This is a genomic window from Pseudomonas sp. 05T35 (assembly GCF_056396605.1).
Window position 1 is genome coordinate 1 of record NZ_JBFTLU010000038.1, and the last position, 17421, is coordinate 17421.

A 17421-nucleotide genomic window follows, 5' to 3' on the forward strand; every position below is an offset into this window, starting at 1 on the left:
GCTCAATGAGTGGATGGACCCGCGATTGATGCTCAATGAGTGGATGGACCCGCGATTGATCGAGGTGCGCACCTTCGATCAGCAAACCGATGAAGAGCTGGCGCGACCACCGGCCTGGCGCTATTGGCGGATGCTCCCGGCCAAAGGGCGGATGGGGGTGTTTTTCGGCAACTGGTACAGCCAGATGCTGCAAGGCCGTGTCCATGGTCTGTTCAAGGATGCGGTGCTCGATCAAGCGATCAACCAGACCGAGCGCCTGGAGAAAATGCTCTGCGATGAAGGCGCAGTGATCTTCAAATTCTGGTTTCACCTGTCCAAGCAACAAATGAAGGCGCGCCTCAAGTCCTTGCAGGACGACCCGTTGCACAGCTGGCGCATCAGCCCGCTGGACTGGCAGCAATCGAAAACCTACGACAAGTTCGTGCAGTATGGTGAGCGGGTGATTCGCCGCACCAGCCGCGACTATGCACCCTGGCATGTGATCGAAGGTGTGGATGCCCATTACCGCAGCCTGACCGTGGGCAAGATCCTGCTCGAYGGTCTGCAAAATGCCCTCAAGCGGCCCAGGATCAACCCGGACAAAGTCAGCGCTGCGCCGCTGTCGGCCAGTGTCGATCACTTGAGTTTGCTCGGTAGTCTGGACATGAGCCAGCGGCTGGAGAAGGACGATTACGAGGAGCAACTGATTACCGAGCAGGCACGGTTGTCCGGCCTGATGCGTGACAAGCGCATGCGCCGCCACGCACTGATCGCGGTATTCGAGGGTAACGACGCAGCGGGCAAGGGGGGGGCGATTCGTCGCGTGGCCGCCGCACTCGACCCGCGTCAGTACAGCATCGTGCCGATTGCCGCGCCGACGGAGGACGAACGCGCCCAGCCGTATTTGTGGCGCTTCTGGCGACAGATCCCGGCACGGGGAAAATTCACTGTCTTCGACCGTTCCTGGTATGGCCGGGTGCTGGTGGAGCGCGTAGAGGGCTTTTGCAGCCAGGCCGACTGGCTTCGCGCCTATAGCGAAATCAACGACTTCGAAGAGCAGATCAGCGCCTCTGGGGTGATCGTCGTGAAGTTCTGGCTGGCCATCGACAAACAGACCCAACTGGAACGTTTCCAGGAGCGCGAAGCCATTCCCTTCAAACGCTTCAAGATCACCGAGGACGACTGGCGCAACCGCGAGAAGTGGGACGACTACCGGACGGCTGTCGGCGATATGGTCGACCGCACCAGCACCGAGGTTTCACCCTGGACCCTGGTGGAAGCCAACGATAAACGCTGGGCTCGGGTCAAAGTGCTGCGCACCCTCAACCGTGCGCTGGAAGACGCCTTCGAGAAATCCGACAAGCGCGAGAAGAAACTGAAGAAGGACAAGAAGTAGCCCAATGGGTTCGCATACGCGGGGTGAATGATTGTCGCGGTCGGCCGGGAGCCGGATTTATGCTCGATCCACTTCCTGAACGACAACAACAATGAGGTATGCCATGCGTGAAGTAGTGATCGTCGATAGCGTGCGAACCGGCCTGGCCAAATCCTTTCGCGGCAAGTTCAACCAGACGCGTCCGGACGACATGGCGGCCCATTGTGTCAACGCGCTGCTGAAACGCAATGACATCGACCCGGCCAGTGTCGAGGATTGCATCGTTGGCGCCGGCTCCAACGAAGGCGCCCAGGGTTTCAATATCGGTCGCAACGTGGCGGTGCTTTCGCATCTGGGCATCGGCACCGGTGGCATGACCCTCAACCGCTTCTGCTCCTCGGGGTCGCAGGCGATTGCGATCGCGGCCAATCAGATTGCTTCGGGTTGCAGCGAGATCATCGTAGCGGGTGGCGTCGAGTCGATCAGCCTGACGATGAAAAGCGTCAACACCGACAACCTGATCAACCCGTTGCTCAAGGAGCAGGTGCCGGGCATCTACTTCCCGATGGGCCAGACCGCAGAAATCGTCGCTCGTCGCTATAACGTCAGCCGCGAAGAACAGGACCGCTACGCGCTGCAAAGCCAGCTGCGTACCGCTCAGGCGCAGGCTGCCGGATTGTTCAGCGATGAAATCGTACCGATGGCGGTGAAGTACCGGGTCGAGGACAAAAACACCGGCCAGGTGCAAATCCTGGAAGGCATTGTCGATCGCGATGACTGCAACCGACCGGACACCACTTACGAAAGCCTGGCGGGATTGAAGCCGGTGTTTGCCGAAGACGGTTCGGTCACGGCCGGCAATTCCTCGCAACTGTCTGATGGTGCTTCGATGACCCTGGTGATGAGCCTGGAAAAAGCACTGCAGCTCGGTCTCAAGCCGAAGGCCTTCTTCCGTGGTTTCACCGTTGCCGGTTGCGCGCCGGACGAAATGGGCATCGGCCCGGTGTTCTCGGTGCCAAAGCTGCTCAAGGCCAAGGGCTTGCAGGTCGCGGATATCGACCTGTGGGAACTCAACGAAGCCTTTGCTTCGCAGTGCCTGTACAGCCGCAATCGCCTGGAAATCGATAACGAAAAATACAACGTCAACGGCGGCTCGATCTCCATCGGCCACCCGTTCGGCATGACCGGTTCGCGTCAGGTCGGCCATCTGGTGCGTGAGCTGCAACGGCGTAACCTGCGTTACGGCATCGTGACCATGTGCGTGGGCGGCGGGATGGGCGCTACGGGGCTGTTTGAAGCGGTGCGGTAAGTCCGAAGGACTGTTTCGGTGCGACCGATACAGTCTCATTTACGGCCTTTCGCCAACTGTTCCTGTGTGATGCCTCGCCGGCAGCCTAGAATGGCTTTTCTCGCCGTCAGCCTTTTGGGGTTTCCATGCACATTTCGTCCGGTCGCTGGGTTTATGGTCTGTTCCTCGCCTTGCTGACCGCGTTTTTGTGGGGAATCCTGCCGATCAAACTCAAGCAGGTGTTGCTGGTGATGGACCCGGTCACGGTGACCTGGTTTCGGCTGATCGTGTCCGGCAGCTTTCTGTTCCTTTATCTGGCGGCGACCAAGCGTCTGCCGAGCCGACAGGTGCTCGGGCCTAAAGGTGGCTGGCTGGTGCTGATGGCGGTACTCGGACTGGTGGGCAATTACGTGTTGTACCTGATGGGCCTGAACCTGTTGAGTCCGGGGACCGCGCAATTAGTCGTGCAGATGGGGCCGATCCTGTTGCTGATCGCCAGCCTGTTTGTGTTCAAGGAGCGTTTCAGCGTGGGGCAGGGGATTGGCCTGCTGGTGCTGTTGTTGGGGTTCGGGCTGTTTTTCAATCAGCGGCTGAGCGAGTTGTTGACATCGTTGAGTGATTACACCGCAGGCGTGTTGCTGGTACTGGCGGCGTCGACCGTCTGGACCTTCTATGCGCTGGGCCAGAAACAATTGCTGACGGCGTGGAATTCGTTGCAGGTGATGATGGTGATCTACCTGTTTTGCGCCTTGTTGCTGACGCCATGGGTGCATCCATTGGAAGCTTTGCAACTGAGCCCGCTGCAAGGCTGGTTGCTGCTCGCATGCTGCCTGAACACGCTGATCGCTTACGGCGCTTTTGCCGAAGCGCTGGCGCATTGGGAGGCGTCGAGGGTCAGTGCGACGCTTGCCATCACACCGTTGGTGACCTTCGGGGCCGTGGCGCTGGCCGCCTGGTTGTGGCCCGAGTATGTACAGGCCGAACAGATCAACAGTCTGGCGTATGGCGGTGCAGTGCTGGTGGTGCTGGGGTCGGCGCTGGTCGCGTTGGGGCCGTCGCTGATCGCCGGGCTCAAGGCCCGGCGGATACGGGCTGCGGTCACTCGATAAYCGCATTATCGTTCATCGCGAGCAGGCTCGCTCCCACATTGGATTTGTGATGTATGCAAAACCACTGTGGGAGCGAGCCTGCTCGCGATGACTGACTGCCAGGCGCTAAATAACGTTCAGATTCACCCCTGCTTCCCAGCCTCCAGCATATTCTCCGGCCGCACCCAGGCATCAAACTGCTCATCCGTCAGATAACCCAGCTGCAACGCCGCCTCACGCAGGGTCAGCCCTTCGGCATAGGCTTTCTTGGCAATCTCGGCGGATTTGTCGTAGCCGATGTGCGGGTTCAGCGCCGTCACCAGCATCAAGCCGCGTTCCAGGTGAGCCGCCATCTGCTCGGCATCCGGTTCAAGGCCTGCAATGCAATGCTGCTGAAAATTACTGCAGCCATCGGCGAGCAAGCGGATCGATTGCAGCAGGTTGTGAATGATCACCGGCTTGAACACGTTCAGTTGCAGGTGACCCTGGCTGGCGGCGAAGCCAATCGCCACGTCGTTGCCCAGCACCTGGCAGGCGAGCATCGACAGCGCTTCGCACTGAGTCGGATTGACCTTGCCGGGCATGATCGAACTGCCGGGCTCGTTGGCGGGCAGCTTGACCTCGGCGAAACCTGCCCGTGGCCCGGAGCCCAGCAAGCGCAAGTCGTTGGCGATTTYCATCAGGGTCACGGCGAGGGTTTTCAGCGCGCCGGACAAAGTGGTCAACGGTTCGTGTCCGGCCAGTGCGGCAAACTTGTTCGGCGCGGTGATAAACGGTAGGCCGGAGAGGGCGGCCAGCTCTGAGGCAATCGCTTCGCCAAAGCCATGGGGCGAGTTGAGGCCGGTCCCCACCGCAGTACCGCCCTGAGCCAGCTCGCAGACGGCCGGCAAGGCGCTGCGGATCGCACGTTCGGCGTAATCGAGCTGGGCGATGAACGCCGAAAGCTCCTGGCCGAAGGTGATCGGCGTGGCATCCATCATGTGCGTGCGACCGGTCTTCACCAGTTTCATGTGCCGTGCGGCCTGCTCGGCCAGGCCGGCGGAGAGTTCAGCGATGGCCGGCAACAGATGCTGTTGCACGGCTTGCACCGTGGCGATATGCATGGCGGTGGGGAAGCTGTCGTTGGAGCTTTGCGAGCGATTGACGTGGTCGTTGGGGTGCACCGGAGCCTTGCCGCCACGGGGATTGCCGGCCAGTTCGTTGGCACGGCCGGCGATCACTTCGTTGACGTTCATGTTGCTTTGGGTGCCACTGCCGGTCTGCCAGACCACCAGCGGAAACTGGTCGTCATGCTGGCCGTCGAGCACTTCGTCGGCAGCCTGTTCGATCAGCCGGGCAATGTCGGCCGGCAGATCGCCGTTGCGACTATTGACCCGTGCCGCGGCTTTTTTGATCAGGGCCAAGGCGTGCAGTACGGCCAGCGGCATGCGTTCATTGCCGATGGCAAAGTTAATCAGCGAGCGCTGCGTCTGAGCGCCCCAGTAGGCTTCATCCGGGACTTCCACTGGGCCAAGGCTGTCGGTTTCTATACGGCTCATCGGTTACATTCCTGTAGGTCTGATAGCGAAGTTTAGGTCGTGAATGACGCTTGGGGTTCCATCAGTCGTTTTTTTAACCGTTCGGTCCTGAAAATCAGGCCTGGCAAGGGGGAGGGGTTGAGCGCATGAGTTTTTTAGGCGCAGAATGGCCCCCCTTGGGGTTTTACCTCGCCTGCTAGAAAAGGAAACTCGATGACTCGTCTTCGTGCCATCTGTACCGCGGTTGCTCTGGTCTGTGCCAGCGGCCAGGTTTTCGCCGATACCGCCAGCCACAACGCCAGTGCCGAAGCTTTCCTGACCCTGGCGCATGCTGACAAACTGGGCACACCGGTGTACATGCAAGTGCAGCAAATGTTCGCCCAGCGCTTTGAACAAACCAAAGCGCCGGAATCGAAAAAAGCCTTGCTGGAAACCTACCAGGCCAAGGCCAACGCCGCTCTGGACCAAGCCATTGGCTGGAACAAACTGAAGCCGGACATGGTCAAGCTCTACACCACCAACTTCAGCGAATCCGAGCTCAAGGACCTGGTTGCGTTCTACCAGTCGCCACTGGGCAAGAAAGTCCTGGAAAAAATGCCTCAGCTGACTCAGCAATCCGCCCAGATGACTCAAGCCAAGCTGGAAAGCGCGGTGCCTGTGGTCAACAAGTTGCTGGCTGACATGACTGCCGAGCTGACGCCGAAAGACGCCGCTGCTCCAGCCAAGAAAAAGCCTTGAGCGGAGCCCCGCAATGACCATGCAGCATCGTATTGAATCGGCACTGAACGCGTTGCAACCTGCACATCTGGAGGTGCTGGACGAAAGTCATATGCACAGCCGCGGGCTGCAAACCCACTTCAAGGCCGTGGTGGTCAGCGAGCAATTTGCCGGGCTCAACAGCGTCAAGCGTCACCAGAAGGTCTACGCCACATTGGGTGACCTGATGGGCGAGTTCCATGCGTTGGCGCTGCATACCTATACGCCTGAGGAATGGGCAAAGACCGGCGCGGCACCTGCCTCGCCGACCTGTGCTGGCGGTAGCAAGCACTGATTCTGATGGTTGTGAGGGGCTGTTGTGGCGAGGGAGCAAGCTCCCTCGCCACAGGTGAAACACCACAGTCCTAAAACCACAGTGTTTTTGTTAGAATCCGCAACGCGCCGCTTAGCCGGCGCGTTTTTTTTCGCATCCGGTTCACCCCTTACGCGGGTAGCCACCTGGAGAATCACCCATGACACAACAGATTGTCGTGGCGGCACTGTATAAGTTCGTCACCCTTGAAGATTACGTCGCCCTGCGCGAGCCACTGTTGCAGGCGATGGTCGACAACGGCATCAAAGGCACCTTGCTGATTGCCGAAGAAGGCATCAACGGCACGGTTTCCGGAAGCCGCGAAGGCATCGACGGGCTGATGGCCTGGCTCAAGAACGACCCGCGCATGGACGACATCGACCACAAAGAGTCGTACTGCGACGAGCAGCCGTTCTACCGCACCAAGGTCAAGCTCAAGAAAGAGATCGTCACCCTGGGTGTTGAAGGCGTTGACCCGAACAAGAAGGTCGGCACCTACGTTGATCCGCAGGACTGGAACGCGTTGATCAGCGACCCTGAAGTGCTGCTGATCGATACCCGCAACGACTACGAAGTGTCGATCGGCACCTTCGAAGGCGCGATCGATCCGAAGACCACCAGTTTTCGCGAATTCCCCGACTACATCAAAGCCAACTTCGACCCGGCCAAGCACAAGAAAGTCGCGATGTTCTGCACTGGCGGCATTCGCTGTGAAAAGGCTTCGAGCTACATGCTCGGCCAGGGCTTCGATGAAGTCTTCCACCTCAAGGGCGGAATCCTCAAGTACCTCGAAGAGGTGCCGCAGGAAGAAACCAAATGGCAGGGCGACTGCTTTGTGTTCGATAACCGTGTCACCGTTCGCCACGACCTGAGCGAAGGCGACTACGATCAATGTCATGCCTGTCGTACGCCAGTGAGTGTGGAAGACCGCGCATCCGAGCACTACGTCGCCGGCATCAGCTGCCCGCATTGCTGGGATAAGCTGAGTGAGAAGACCCGTCGCAGTGCGATTGACCGGCAGAAACAGATCGAACTGGCCAAGGCCCGTAATCAGCCGCACCCGATTGGTTACAACTACAAGCAATCCAACACCGAGGCCTGAACCATGTCCGCGCGCCTACTCTACGTAATGGATCCGATGTGTTCCTGGTGCTGGGGCTTCGCTCCGGTAGCCGAGGCGCTGGTCGAGCAGGCGCAGGCTGCGGGCGTTGACGTGCATTTGGTCGTTGGCGGTTTGCGCACCGGCAGTGGTGCGGCACTGGAACCCACCACGCGGCGCTACATTCTCGAACACTGGCAGGCAGTCGCCGAAGCCACCGGCCAGCCGTTCAAGTTCGAAGGCGCGCTGCCCGACGGTTTTGTCTACGACACTGAACCGGCCTGTCGCGCGCTGGTGACGGCGCGCAGTCTGGCACCGGATTGCGCCTGGAAACTGCTCAAGCTCATCCAGCAGGCTTTTTATGCCGAGGGTCGGGATGTCACCCGCGCCAGCGTGTTGGTGGAGTTGGCTGAACAAGCCGGCTTGCCCCGTATCGAGTTCGCGGCAGCGTTCGACCGTGCTGATCAGCATGCGGCGACGGCGGCAGACTTCACCTGGGTTCAGGATCTGGGCATCGCCGGTTTCCCGACCTTGCTCGCCGAGCGCAATGGTCAACTGGCACTGTTGACCAATGGTTATCAACCGCTCAGCGAACTGGCTCCGTTGCTCGGCCGTTGGCTGGAGCGCGCAGCCTGTGTATGAGCAAGCCGATGATGCACCACAACCCAAGCGGGTCGATCGGCTGAGTTGGGCGGAAATCCGTCGACTGGCACTTCAACATAAAAAATCCTTGTGGATCGCCAACGGCGTCGCCGTATTGGCGACCCTGTGCAGTGTGCCAATCCCTTTACTGCTGCCATTGCTGGTGGACGAAGTGTTGCTGGGGCATGGCGACGCCGCACTGAACGTCATGAACCACGTGCTGCCTTCCGGCTGGCAACGTGCTGCCGGTTACATCGGCTTGATGTTGCTGGTGACCTTGACCCTGCGTTGCGGCGCATTGATGTTCAACGTCTTGCAGGCGCGTCTGTTTGCGGGGCTGGCCAAGGACATCGTTTATCGTATTCGCGTGCGGCTGATCGAGCGGCTCAAGCGTATTTCTCTTGGCGAGTACGAAAGCCTGGGCAGTGGCACGGTGACCACGCACCTGGTCACCGACCTGGACACGCTCGATAAATTCGTCGGTGAAACCCTTAGCCGCTTTCTGGTGGCGATGCTCACACTGGTCGGCACGGCGGGGATTCTGGTGTGGATGCACTGGAAGCTGGCGCTGCTGATCCTGTTGTTCAACCCGCTGGTGATCTACGCCACCGTGCAGTTGGGCAAGCGGGTCAAACACCTGAAGAAACTCGAGAACGACAGCACCTCGCGGTTCACTCAGGCGTTGACCGAAACCCTCGATTCCATTCAGGAGGTGCGCGCCGGCAACCGTCAGGGCTTTTTCCTCGGGCGCCTCGGCCAGCGCGCGCGCGAGGTACGCGATTACGCGGTGACTTCGCAGTGGAAAACCGATGCCTCGAACCGTGCCAGCGGTTTGCTGTTCCAGTTCGGCATCGATATTTTCCGCGCCGCCGCCATGCTCACTGTGTTGTTCTCCGATCTGTCCATCGGCCAGATGCTCGCGGTGTTCAGTTACCTGTGGTTCATGATCGGTCCGGTGGAACAGCTGTTGAATCTGCAATACGCCTACTACGCCGCGGGCGGTGCGCTATCGCGGATCAACGAGCTGCTGGCAAGGGCCGATGAGCCGGAATACCCGGGCGGCGTCGACCCGTTCAGCGGTCGCGAAACCGTCGGCATCGAAGTCCAGGGATTGAGTTTCGGTTATGGCGACGAGTTGGTGTTGAACCAGATGAACCTGTCCATCGCTCCCGGTGAAAAAGTCGCGATTGTCGGCGCCAGCGGTGGCGGAAAAAGTACCTTGGTGCAGTTGCTGCTGGGCCTGTACACGCCACTCGCCGGGACGATCCGCTTTGGCGGTTCGACCCAGCAGGAAATCGGTCTGGAAACGGTTCGCGAAAATGTCGCCGTGGTTCTGCAACACCCGGCGCTGTTCAACGACACCATCCGCGCCAACCTGACCATGGGCCGCGAGCGCAGCGACGAAGCCTGCTGGCAAGCACTGGAAATCGCGCAGTTGCAGCAGACCGTTCGGGAGCTACCCAACGGCCTGGACAGCATCGTCGGTCGCTCGGGTGTGCGCTTGTCCGGCGGCCAGCGCCAACGCCTGGCGATTGCACGAATGGTGCTGGCCGAACCGAAAGTGGTAATTCTCGACGAGGCCACCTCCGCGCTGGATGCCGCCACCGAATACAACCTGCACCAGGCACTGGCGCGGTTTCTGAGCCACCGCACCACGCTGATCATTGCGCACCGCTTGTCTGCGGTGAAGCAGGCCGACCGGGTGCTGGTGTTCGATGGCGGGCAAATTGCCGAGGATGGCGACCATCAGCAACTGATTGCTGATGGTGGTTTGTACGCCAAGCTGTATGGGCATTTGCAGCAGCACTAATAAAGTCGCGAAGTCATTTCCAGGTCACTTGCAGTGCATCAGGGTTACCGTCATATCCAAATTGCTTCATGACGACGGCGCATGAGTCGCAAGGCGCCATAGTGGTGGCTATCGTGATGGAATCAAGATCTTTAGGGTCAGGGTATTTGGTTCGTATGACGCTGATGAGCTTGCTTTCGGTGTCCAGCGAGGTGGGGCGAGATGTGAGCGCAGGCGTGTATGTCTCAATATTGTCGATGGTGTGGGGGATCGCCTGTAGCTTGCCTTGGGGAGTTACGCTAAGTGCCGTCTCCGGGAAGCGCGTTCCGTTATCTATATTGAAGTAACTCGTACTGCCGACTTTTACCTCATCCGTATTTCTGTTTTTGGCAAACAACGGCAAAAAGCCGGTGTCACGCTTGCTACCGGATACGCTGACATACACTTCACGCACCCCTGCCTTGGTCTTGATTTCGACGAACGCGATGTTCCTGGGGTTGTGCAAAGGCCGACCGGTTTTTTTGCTGATAAGTTCTTGTAGTTGCCGCATTGTGTCATCGATTTTTAATGCCTTGGGTCCGCCCTGAACCGACGACTCCAGGGTTATGACGGTTTTCTGAAACAGTGTGTTGAAAACCTCCGCAGTCGTATCCCGCACGCTGTCCGGCGTAGCCTTGGACAAGGACCAGGTCGCGGCGCCATCGGTGGAGTTCCTGATGATCATTCTTGTGGAGTGATCGAACAGGGCCGCTTCTGCTGGACTGGTATCGACCTTGAGCCATTTGAGCGTATCGGGCGGACTGGCATGGCTACCGATCGAAATGGCAATTTCATCCATGGCTCTCAATGCGCGCTCCACCGCTTCCTGGCCATGGATTCTTACCATGTTGTTGGAGTTCAGTGAGCCGGTGTAAACCACCATTAACTCTTTCCTCAGTTCGTCAGGAAGGGTGTCGGCTTTTCTGAAGGTCAGGAGGTCTTTAACGCTTTGGCCCTTTGCGCGCGAGGTAACGTAAAAGTCTCCCGCGCTCAACCGCGTGAACACGTAATGTTTTGAGCCGTCGATTGACTCTACGATAGTTGCGCCCACGCGAAATTTATCGACGAGTTTTTGCCCGGATACGGGAACGCTGACCATGACCCGCCCATACATCCCTTTCTGAAACTCCAGTACGGCCTTGAGGGATGAATTGGCAGCTATTGAGGACACTTGCATCGGTGCCCTGCCTGTTGCGGGGATGTAAATGGCGTCTCCGAACCAGGGGGCCCAGCCTTTGGTCTCATCGAAAGTAGCGATAGCAGGGGTCGGAGCCGGGTCGCGAGTGACGTAGCTTGTTTGACACAGCTCGGGACCAGGGGCGCGACGTACCCGGCAAGGCAAGGATCTGAACATCGCCTGATCATCAATCAAGTCGGCACGGCGCAGTTGGTTGCCGTCCAGACGATAGGGAATGTCATCAACGAACAGTGTGGTTCGACCATCGACCTCAAGTACTTCACGGACATGGGCGTCTTTCGGGAGTTCTACCAGGGCGTGGGATTGGGTAGGAGAGAACGTTTTGAAGGTTGACCGGCCCTGTATGAGGTTGTTGCTGTGATTGTGCAGGCGGGGGCCATAGGGCAAGGACGTTACCGGGTCGACGGGGTGGAATCGGGTCAGGTCCGATGGGCTGGTATTGCGCACGAGTACATCATCGACGCCATTGACCGTTGCCAGTCGATCACTGTTTGCCAGCGGCTTCCAGCGCCCCGGATCGGTTGTCTGGGGCAGGTTGTGCACCAGTCGGTAGCTGTCGGCGTGTCCTGTCAGTTTCTTGAACCCGCTGACACCGATGCGTCCCGCCGTATGCAGTCCTTTCCACGCACCGCTTCCCAGTGTCTTGAGTAGTGTCGGGACCCCATCCAGCGGATTGAGGTTGCTCAGCGAAGCAGTCAGGAGTTTTCGGGTCAAGGTTGAAAAGGAAGGCAGACTTGCTTTGACGGTCATTTGCGAGGCTTTGGCGCCCGCCCTGATCAGACGCACCGAACCTGACATGAATTTCCCGACAGGGGTGAGGAATGAAGCCAGGTCCAGCACGAGTCCGGCTGCGCCTATGAGTATCCGCTCAATTTTGCCCGACAAAATGTCCTCGATACTGCCCCAGAAGGGCACAAGCCCTTTGGCTATTTCCAGGGTCGTACTGATCCTTTGTTCGCTTCTGGTCCTGATGGTGTCGAATGCCGTCACGCCGCGAGCCTGGGTACGCAACAGTTGTTCGTCGACGAACAGGAAATTCGTTGCAATATAGTGGGCCACTGCATTCAAACGGGAGGATGCCAGCGCTGTTACTTCGCTATCGCTAACGGCTGCGATTGGCGAAGCTGTGGGCACGTCGCCTACCACGCCGAGGATCGCCACGCAGTACGCTTTGTCAGCAGGCTGTGTGCCATTTAAGTGAGCGGCCCAATCGAGAAGCAGCGTAGTGCTGATTTCAGCAGTATAGGTTTGTCCGGGGATCGAGGCGTGCAATGGAAACGTGGTGCGAACCCCGTTGACTGTTGAAACTCTCAGGTGGGGTCGACGACGAATGACGCCAGCACTCGGGATCAGTTCGTAATAGGTAATTTCATGATTGTGGGTCACCTGTAGAACGAAACCTTTTCTTGGCCGGATGTCTCCCCTTACCTTGATGAGTTTTTCGTCCAGGTGCAGGCTCAGCAAGCGGATGTCACCCTGTTCAAGGGCCTGGCGGTCGGCCAGTGGCAGTGAGGTCAGCAGGCTGGTGATCAGGGGCTGATAGGCCGTCCTGATTTTCGAGAGGTAGTTTGTGAAGTCTGTTTCAAACTGCGTGTTGATATCAGGCAACGTCTTGCCTCCGTATCTGGTAATCACACGCCTTTCGATCCCCTCATGATCCTTGCGAAAGAGTTCCTCATGACGCAGGGTTCGCTTGTCGTCGATCTTGATCCAGTGACTGGTTCGTGTTTTCCCGTCGGACCGGGTAACAAACCATTTTCTATTGTCATCGAATTGGCCGTCGGCATAGACATCCAGGAATGCATAGCCTGGCAGCTTCAACGAGGGCGTGTCTTTGGGGCCGCCGCTCGGTGGATCATCGCGCAGCAACTTGAGCCCGTCCGATTCGAACATTGCCTCGCCAAACAGATCATCCTTTACCCGTTTGGCCATCTTCAGTCTTTCAGGAAGCGGCAAATCCAGTGTCATAATGGCGTTGTTCAGGCTCTCGCTGTGGCTTTCCAGTGCCGCCATCGCCCGCTTCATATCGTCTTCGTCGTAATCGGATGTTGTTCGCGATTGAACGATGCCGCAGCAGACCGCCCATTCCAGTGCTGGCACCATCCTCAGTCGAGTAATCTGCTCAAGTTGTTCGGGCGAGGCGTCGACGCTCCGGGCCAGGGGCAAGTCGACGAGTTGTTGAAAGGACAGCGCTTGCAATCGATCAAGGCCGAGTTCATCTGCCAGCAGCACGCCGTGCATGAAGTTCACCCACACCACCGAACTTTTGTAAGGAAGATCGGACGGGATATCGCGCACAGCGAAGTCCTTTGAAAGACGGGTCTCGAACACCCGCGCGAGCAAGGCCGCCTCTTTTGCATCAGTGACCCGTTTGGTGCTCAGCAAGTGCTGTTCAAAATCGCTGCGCAGGGTCTGGTAGCTTTTGCCCCAGTGAGCTCGATCATTCCAACGGAATCCGGCGAGTTCCTTCTCATCGGCTGACGGAGCGTGCAAGTAAAGGCATATGGCTTTGCAAACCAGTTGATGGCGTACGGACGCCGAAGTCTGTTCGCCAGGGCGTGCGCCATACCACTTGAGTGCCTTTAGCAGCCTGTCGCCCAGGTCTTGCGCTTCGACCGTGTTCAACATTCGCTGGAGGAATACAGATGGCGTCGCACGCAGTTGATCCATGGAGGCAGAAGCCAGTACAGAGGCGCCGAGATGACTGATTAAGGAATGCTTGCCGTTCAGGAAAGCCTTCACGATGTCGATGATTTGAACATTGATGCGTTTTGCCGTGTAAGTGACGATGGTCATGTGTTGCGCGAGGTTGGGGACCGCGCGTTGAATAGCCTTGAACCTTCTTCGATCCTGGGCAGTGGGGCGCAGGCCCAAGTCTTCGATATCCGGGCYGTCGTTGAATCCCAGAGCCTGTCTGGCGCGAAACTCTTCGTCCGCCGGTGACGGGGGGCGTTGTTCAGGTGAAGGTAAAGACGTCTCTGTCATGTTGCACTCCTTTGAAAGKGGTCCCGCAATGGATAGGGGGAGCCCGAAGTGCCCAGTAAACAGATCTCGAAACCGGTATCGGCGGTATATACATATATGGGGCGTACGTGGGCGGCATTGAGGCCGATCCTCTGCTTGCCGGAACCGGGAACGCACCCTAGTCTAGCTGTAGCGATCTGGCCCGGACGACAACCAGGCAGTGCAGTGCAAGGAATCTCATGAAGCAAAAGCGGACCCTCGGAACGCCACGGTTGTTGGGCATCGTCTGGCCATTTATCGCCGTCGTGTTATTTCAGGCCCTGTTGGGCGGCGTCAGCCTGTACGTTTTGTCGGCGGTTCGCGGCTACGTTGCTGGGGAAAGCCTGTGGTCCAAGGGCCAGAAAGACGCCATCTATTACCTCAATCTCTACGCTGACAGTCGCGACGAGTCGATTTTCCTCAAGTACCAGAAGGCTATTTCGGTTCCCCAGGGCGGGCATGAACTGCGGGTTGCGCTGGAACATCAACCGCCTGATCTCGAGGCCGCCCGACGGGGCATCCTCAAGGGCGGCAACCATCCCGATGACGTTTCAAGCCTGATCTGGCTGTACCTGAATTTCCGGCATTTCAGTTACCTGGAAACCGCTATCGATCGCTGGACCGTGGGTGATGCCTACCTGATGCAGCTCGACAACGTCGCCCTTGAAATGCATCAGCGCATCGCCGGTAATCAGGCGACCGACGCTGACATTCAGCGCTGGAAAGCCCGGATATTTTCCATCAACGAAGCGGTGACTCCCGCCGCCAAAGCGTTCAGTGACGCGCTGGGCGAGGGCTCGCGGCTGATTCTGCGGTTGTTGCTCTTCACCAACCTGGCCACGGCGTTGGGGTTGATTGCCCTGGCACTCTTGCGCACCCATAAGCTACTGGCTCAGCGCCATGCGTTTGCCAATGCCTTGCAGCTGGAAAAGGAACGCGCGCAAATCACCTTACAGTCCATTGGCGATGGTGTGATCACCACCGACGTTGAAGGCGCCATTGCTTACATGAACCCGGCAGCGGAGGAGTTGACCCACTGGAAAGCCGAGCAGGCAGTCGGTTTGCCGCTGGCTGCCTTGTTCAATCTGCTGGATGACAATGCCCAGGCGGATGGTTTCACACTGATCGAGCATATTCTCAGCGGTCAGCTCAGTGGTGGCAGTGAACATTCCAAACTCATTCAGAGGCTGGATGGCAGCACGGTTTCAGTCACGCTGGTGGGTTCACCGATCAGCAATGCCGGTAAAGTCAGTGGCACGGTGCTGGTACTGCATGACATGACCCAGGAGCGGCAGTACATCGCCAATCTTTCCTGGCAGGCCACTCACGACGCGCTAACCGGGCTGGCCAACCGCCGCGAATTCGAATATCGCCTGGAGCAGGCGTTGCACAATCTGACGCGTCAGCCGGCCCGGCACGCCTTGATGTTCCTCGATCTGGACCAATTCAAACTGGTCAACGACACCTGCGGGCATGCGGCGGGTGATGAGTTGCTGCGGCATATCTGTGCGCTGTTGCAGTCAGGTTTGCGCGAAGGTGACACCCTGGCCCGATTGGGCGGTGACGAGTTCGGCATTCTGTTGGAAAACTGCTCGCCGCAAGCCTCGGAAAAAATCGCCGAGGGCCTGCGCCAGACGGTACAAAACCTGCACTTTGTCTGGAAAGGCCGGCCATTCGTGACCACCGTCAGCATCGGTCTGGTGCACATTATTCAAGCGCCGGCCACCCTTGAAGCTTCATTGCGTGCTGCCGACATGGCTTGCTACATGGCGAAGGAGAAGGGCCGCAATCGGGTGCAGGTCTATCATGCCGACGACTCCGAGTTGTCCCTGCGTTTTGGCGAGATGGCCTGGGTCCAGCGCCTGCACATGGCGCTCGAAGAGAACCGCTTTTGCCTGTACTCACAGGAAATCGCTGCGCTGGGGCACACAGAGCGGGGCGGTGGGCATATCGAAATCCTGTTGCGTCTGCATGACGAAGCCGGGCGGATGATTCTGCCGGACAGCTTCATTCCTGCTGCCGAGCGTTATGGGCTCATGACGTCCCTGGATCGTTGGGTAGTCGAGAATGTTTTCAGGATCATTGCACAGGGCATCGCGCAAGAGCGTAAAGGGCCTTTGGCCATGTGTGCGATCAATCTGTCAGGCATTACCATCGGTGATGAGGCTTTTCTGCACTTCCTGCGTGAGAAGTTCATTGACTATGCCATTCCGCCTGAAATGATTTGTTTTGAAATCACTGAAACCAGCGCGATTTCCAATTTGGGCAGCGCAATCAGATTTATTAATGAACTCAAAGGGTTAGGATGCCATTTTTCGCTGGATGACTTTTGCGCCGGTATGTCCGGCATTGCTGGAGATCGGGGTGGATTATGCTCAGGGGTATGTTATCGAACGCCCGCAAATGTTTACCTGCGACAGCCTGCATTGTCGGCCCACCAGGCCGCAGCCTGTGTTATTCAAGGCGCCCGGCACGTTCCGTTGAAGTCTCTTGCTGATCCGTACCATCACAATCAAAAGGAGTGCGACAGTGATCGATACATTCAACAGATCCGGCCCGCTTATGGAAGCCGCAAGTTACCCCGCCTGGGCTCAGCAACTGATCCGGGATTGCAGCGAGAGCAAGCGTCGGGTTGTAGAACATGAACTGTATCAGCGGATGCGTGACAACAAACTCAGTGCAAGGACCATGCGTCAGTACCTGATTGGTGGCTGGCCGGTCGTTGAACAGTTCGCGTTGTACATGGCGCAAAACCTGACGAAGACCCGCTTTGCCCGCCATCCCGGCGAGGACATGGCGCGTCGCTGGCTGATGCGCAACATTCGGGTTGAGCTTAATCATGCCGATTATTGGGTGCACTGGAGTCGTGCACATGGCGTCAGCCTTGATGATTTGCAGGCACAGCAGGTTGCACCCGAGCTTCATGCGTTGAGTCATTGGTGCTGGCATACCAGCTCGTCGGATTCGCTGATTGTTGCCATTGCGGCAACCAACTATGCCATTGAAGGGGCGACCGGGGAGTGGTCGGCGCTGGTGTGTTCCAGTGGAGTCTATGCGGCAGCGTTCCCTGAGGACGACCGCAAACGCGCAATGAAGTGGCTGAAAATGCACGCTCAATACGATGATGCCCATCCGTGGGAAGCCCTGGAAATCATCTGCACGCTGGCGGGCCTGAACCCCACCAGATCCCTGCAAGCTGAACTGCGTCAGGCGATCTGCAAGAGCTACGACTATATGTACCTGTTCCTGGAACGCTGCATGCAACTGGAACACTCGGAAAGGGTTCCGGTAGCCCGGGAGAGGATGGCGCTGGTCGAAAGCTGATCCATTAAATC

11 protein-coding genes and 1 pseudogene are annotated in these 17421 nt (G+C 58.1%); 10 read left to right on the forward strand and 2 right to left on the reverse strand.

Annotation, left to right across the window (positions count from 1 at the left end; all coding sequences use genetic code 11):
• The 3 genes from pap to AC1DH9_RS04945 all read left to right on the forward strand — a co-directional run.
• A partial coding sequence (gene pap, locus AC1DH9_RS04935; RefSeq protein WP_477807876.1) for a polyphosphate:AMP phosphotransferase occupies positions 1 to 1375 on the forward strand: 1375 nt, incomplete at its 5' end.
• A 103-nt stretch (positions 1376 to 1478) separates the two neighbouring features.
• Positions 1479 to 2663, forward strand: a complete 1185-nt coding sequence (locus AC1DH9_RS04940; protein WP_427541462.1) for a thiolase family protein — start codon at positions 1479 to 1481, stop codon at positions 2661 to 2663.
• A gap of 125 nt (positions 2664 to 2788) precedes the next feature.
• Positions 2789 to 3751: a DMT family transporter gene (locus AC1DH9_RS04945; RefSeq protein WP_427541459.1), complete on the forward strand. Its 963-nt coding sequence runs from the start codon at positions 2789 to 2791 to the stop codon at positions 3749 to 3751.
• Positions 3752 to 3873: 122 nt separating this feature from the next.
• Here AC1DH9_RS04945 and AC1DH9_RS04950 read toward each other — a convergent pair whose 3' ends face one another.
• Entirely contained in the window at positions 3874 to 5268 is a 1395-nt protein-coding gene (locus AC1DH9_RS04950) for a class II fumarate hydratase (protein ID WP_477807877.1), read from the reverse strand.
• A 192-nt stretch (positions 5269 to 5460) separates the two neighbouring features.
• On the opposite strand from AC1DH9_RS04950, the gene AC1DH9_RS04955 reads away from it, so the two are divergent.
• From AC1DH9_RS04955 to AC1DH9_RS04975, 5 genes are all read left to right on the forward strand, one after another.
• On the forward strand, positions 5461 to 5985 hold the full coding sequence (locus tag AC1DH9_RS04955; RefSeq protein WP_054593477.1) for a DUF2059 domain-containing protein: 525 nt from the start codon (positions 5461 to 5463) through the stop codon (positions 5983 to 5985).
• A gap of 13 nt (positions 5986 to 5998) precedes the next feature.
• Entirely contained in the window at positions 5999 to 6298 is a 300-nt protein-coding gene (locus AC1DH9_RS04960; RefSeq protein WP_427541453.1) for a BolA family protein, read from the forward strand.
• Positions 6299 to 6476: 178 nt separating this feature from the next.
• Positions 6477 to 7418, forward strand: coding sequence for an oxygen-dependent tRNA uridine(34) hydroxylase TrhO (trhO, locus tag AC1DH9_RS04965; protein ID WP_427541450.1), 942 nt, complete (start codon positions 6477 to 6479; stop codon positions 7416 to 7418).
• Between the two features lie 36 nt (positions 7419 to 7454).
• Positions 7455 to 8057 carry a DsbA family protein gene (locus AC1DH9_RS04970; protein WP_185019908.1) on the forward strand — a complete coding sequence of 201 codons (603 nt, stop codon included), beginning with the start codon at positions 7455 to 7457 and terminating at the stop codon, positions 8055 to 8057.
• Entirely contained in the window at positions 8050 to 9867 is a 1818-nt protein-coding gene (locus tag AC1DH9_RS04975) for an ABC transporter ATP-binding protein (protein WP_427541447.1), read from the forward strand. Before AC1DH9_RS04970 ends, AC1DH9_RS04975 begins: the two co-directional genes overlap by 8 nt.
• A gap of 13 nt (positions 9868 to 9880) precedes the next feature.
• On the opposite strand, the gene AC1DH9_RS04980 is transcribed toward AC1DH9_RS04975, so the two are convergent.
• A complete protein-coding gene (locus AC1DH9_RS04980) occupies positions 9881 to 14068 on the reverse strand; it encodes a hypothetical protein (protein WP_477807878.1) in 4188 nt (1395 codons plus the stop codon).
• Positions 14069 to 14286: 218 nt separating this feature from the next.
• On the opposite strand from AC1DH9_RS04980, the pseudogene AC1DH9_RS04985 reads away from it, so the two are divergent.
• Together AC1DH9_RS04985 and AC1DH9_RS04990 are read left to right on the forward strand one after the other, a co-directional pair.
• Positions 14287 to 16570, forward strand: a pseudogene (locus AC1DH9_RS04985) (diguanylate cyclase domain-containing protein).
• A gap of 78 nt (positions 16571 to 16648) precedes the next feature.
• Positions 16649 to 17410, forward strand: a complete 762-nt coding sequence (locus tag AC1DH9_RS04990) for an iron-containing redox enzyme family protein (RefSeq protein ID WP_427532242.1) — start codon at positions 16649 to 16651, stop codon at positions 17408 to 17410.
• Positions 17411 to 17421 lie beyond the last annotated feature (11 nt).

What these genes read in the sequence shown, in the direction of transcription:
- AC1DH9_RS04990 (WP_427532242.1), top strand. Translation starts at nt 16,649, where the DNA reads ATGGAAGCCGCAAGTTACCCCGCCTGGGCTCAGCAACTGATCCGGGAT.
- AC1DH9_RS04955 (WP_054593477.1), top strand. Translation starts at nt 5,461, where the DNA reads ATGACTCGTCTTCGTGCCATCTGTACCGCGGTTGCTCTGGTCTGTGCC.
- AC1DH9_RS04940 (WP_427541462.1), top strand. Translation starts at nt 1,479, where the DNA reads ATGCGTGAAGTAGTGATCGTCGATAGCGTGCGAACCGGCCTGGCCAAA.
- AC1DH9_RS04960 (WP_427541453.1), top strand. Translation starts at nt 5,999, where the DNA reads ATGACCATGCAGCATCGTATTGAATCGGCACTGAACGCGTTGCAACCT.
- AC1DH9_RS04970 (WP_185019908.1), top strand. Translation starts at nt 7,455, where the DNA reads ATGTGTTCCTGGTGCTGGGGCTTCGCTCCGGTAGCCGAGGCGCTGGTC.
- trhO (WP_427541450.1), top strand. Translation starts at nt 6,477, where the DNA reads ATGACACAACAGATTGTCGTGGCGGCACTGTATAAGTTCGTCACCCTT.
- AC1DH9_RS04945 (WP_427541459.1), top strand. Translation starts at nt 2,789, where the DNA reads ATGCACATTTCGTCCGGTCGCTGGGTTTATGGTCTGTTCCTCGCCTTG.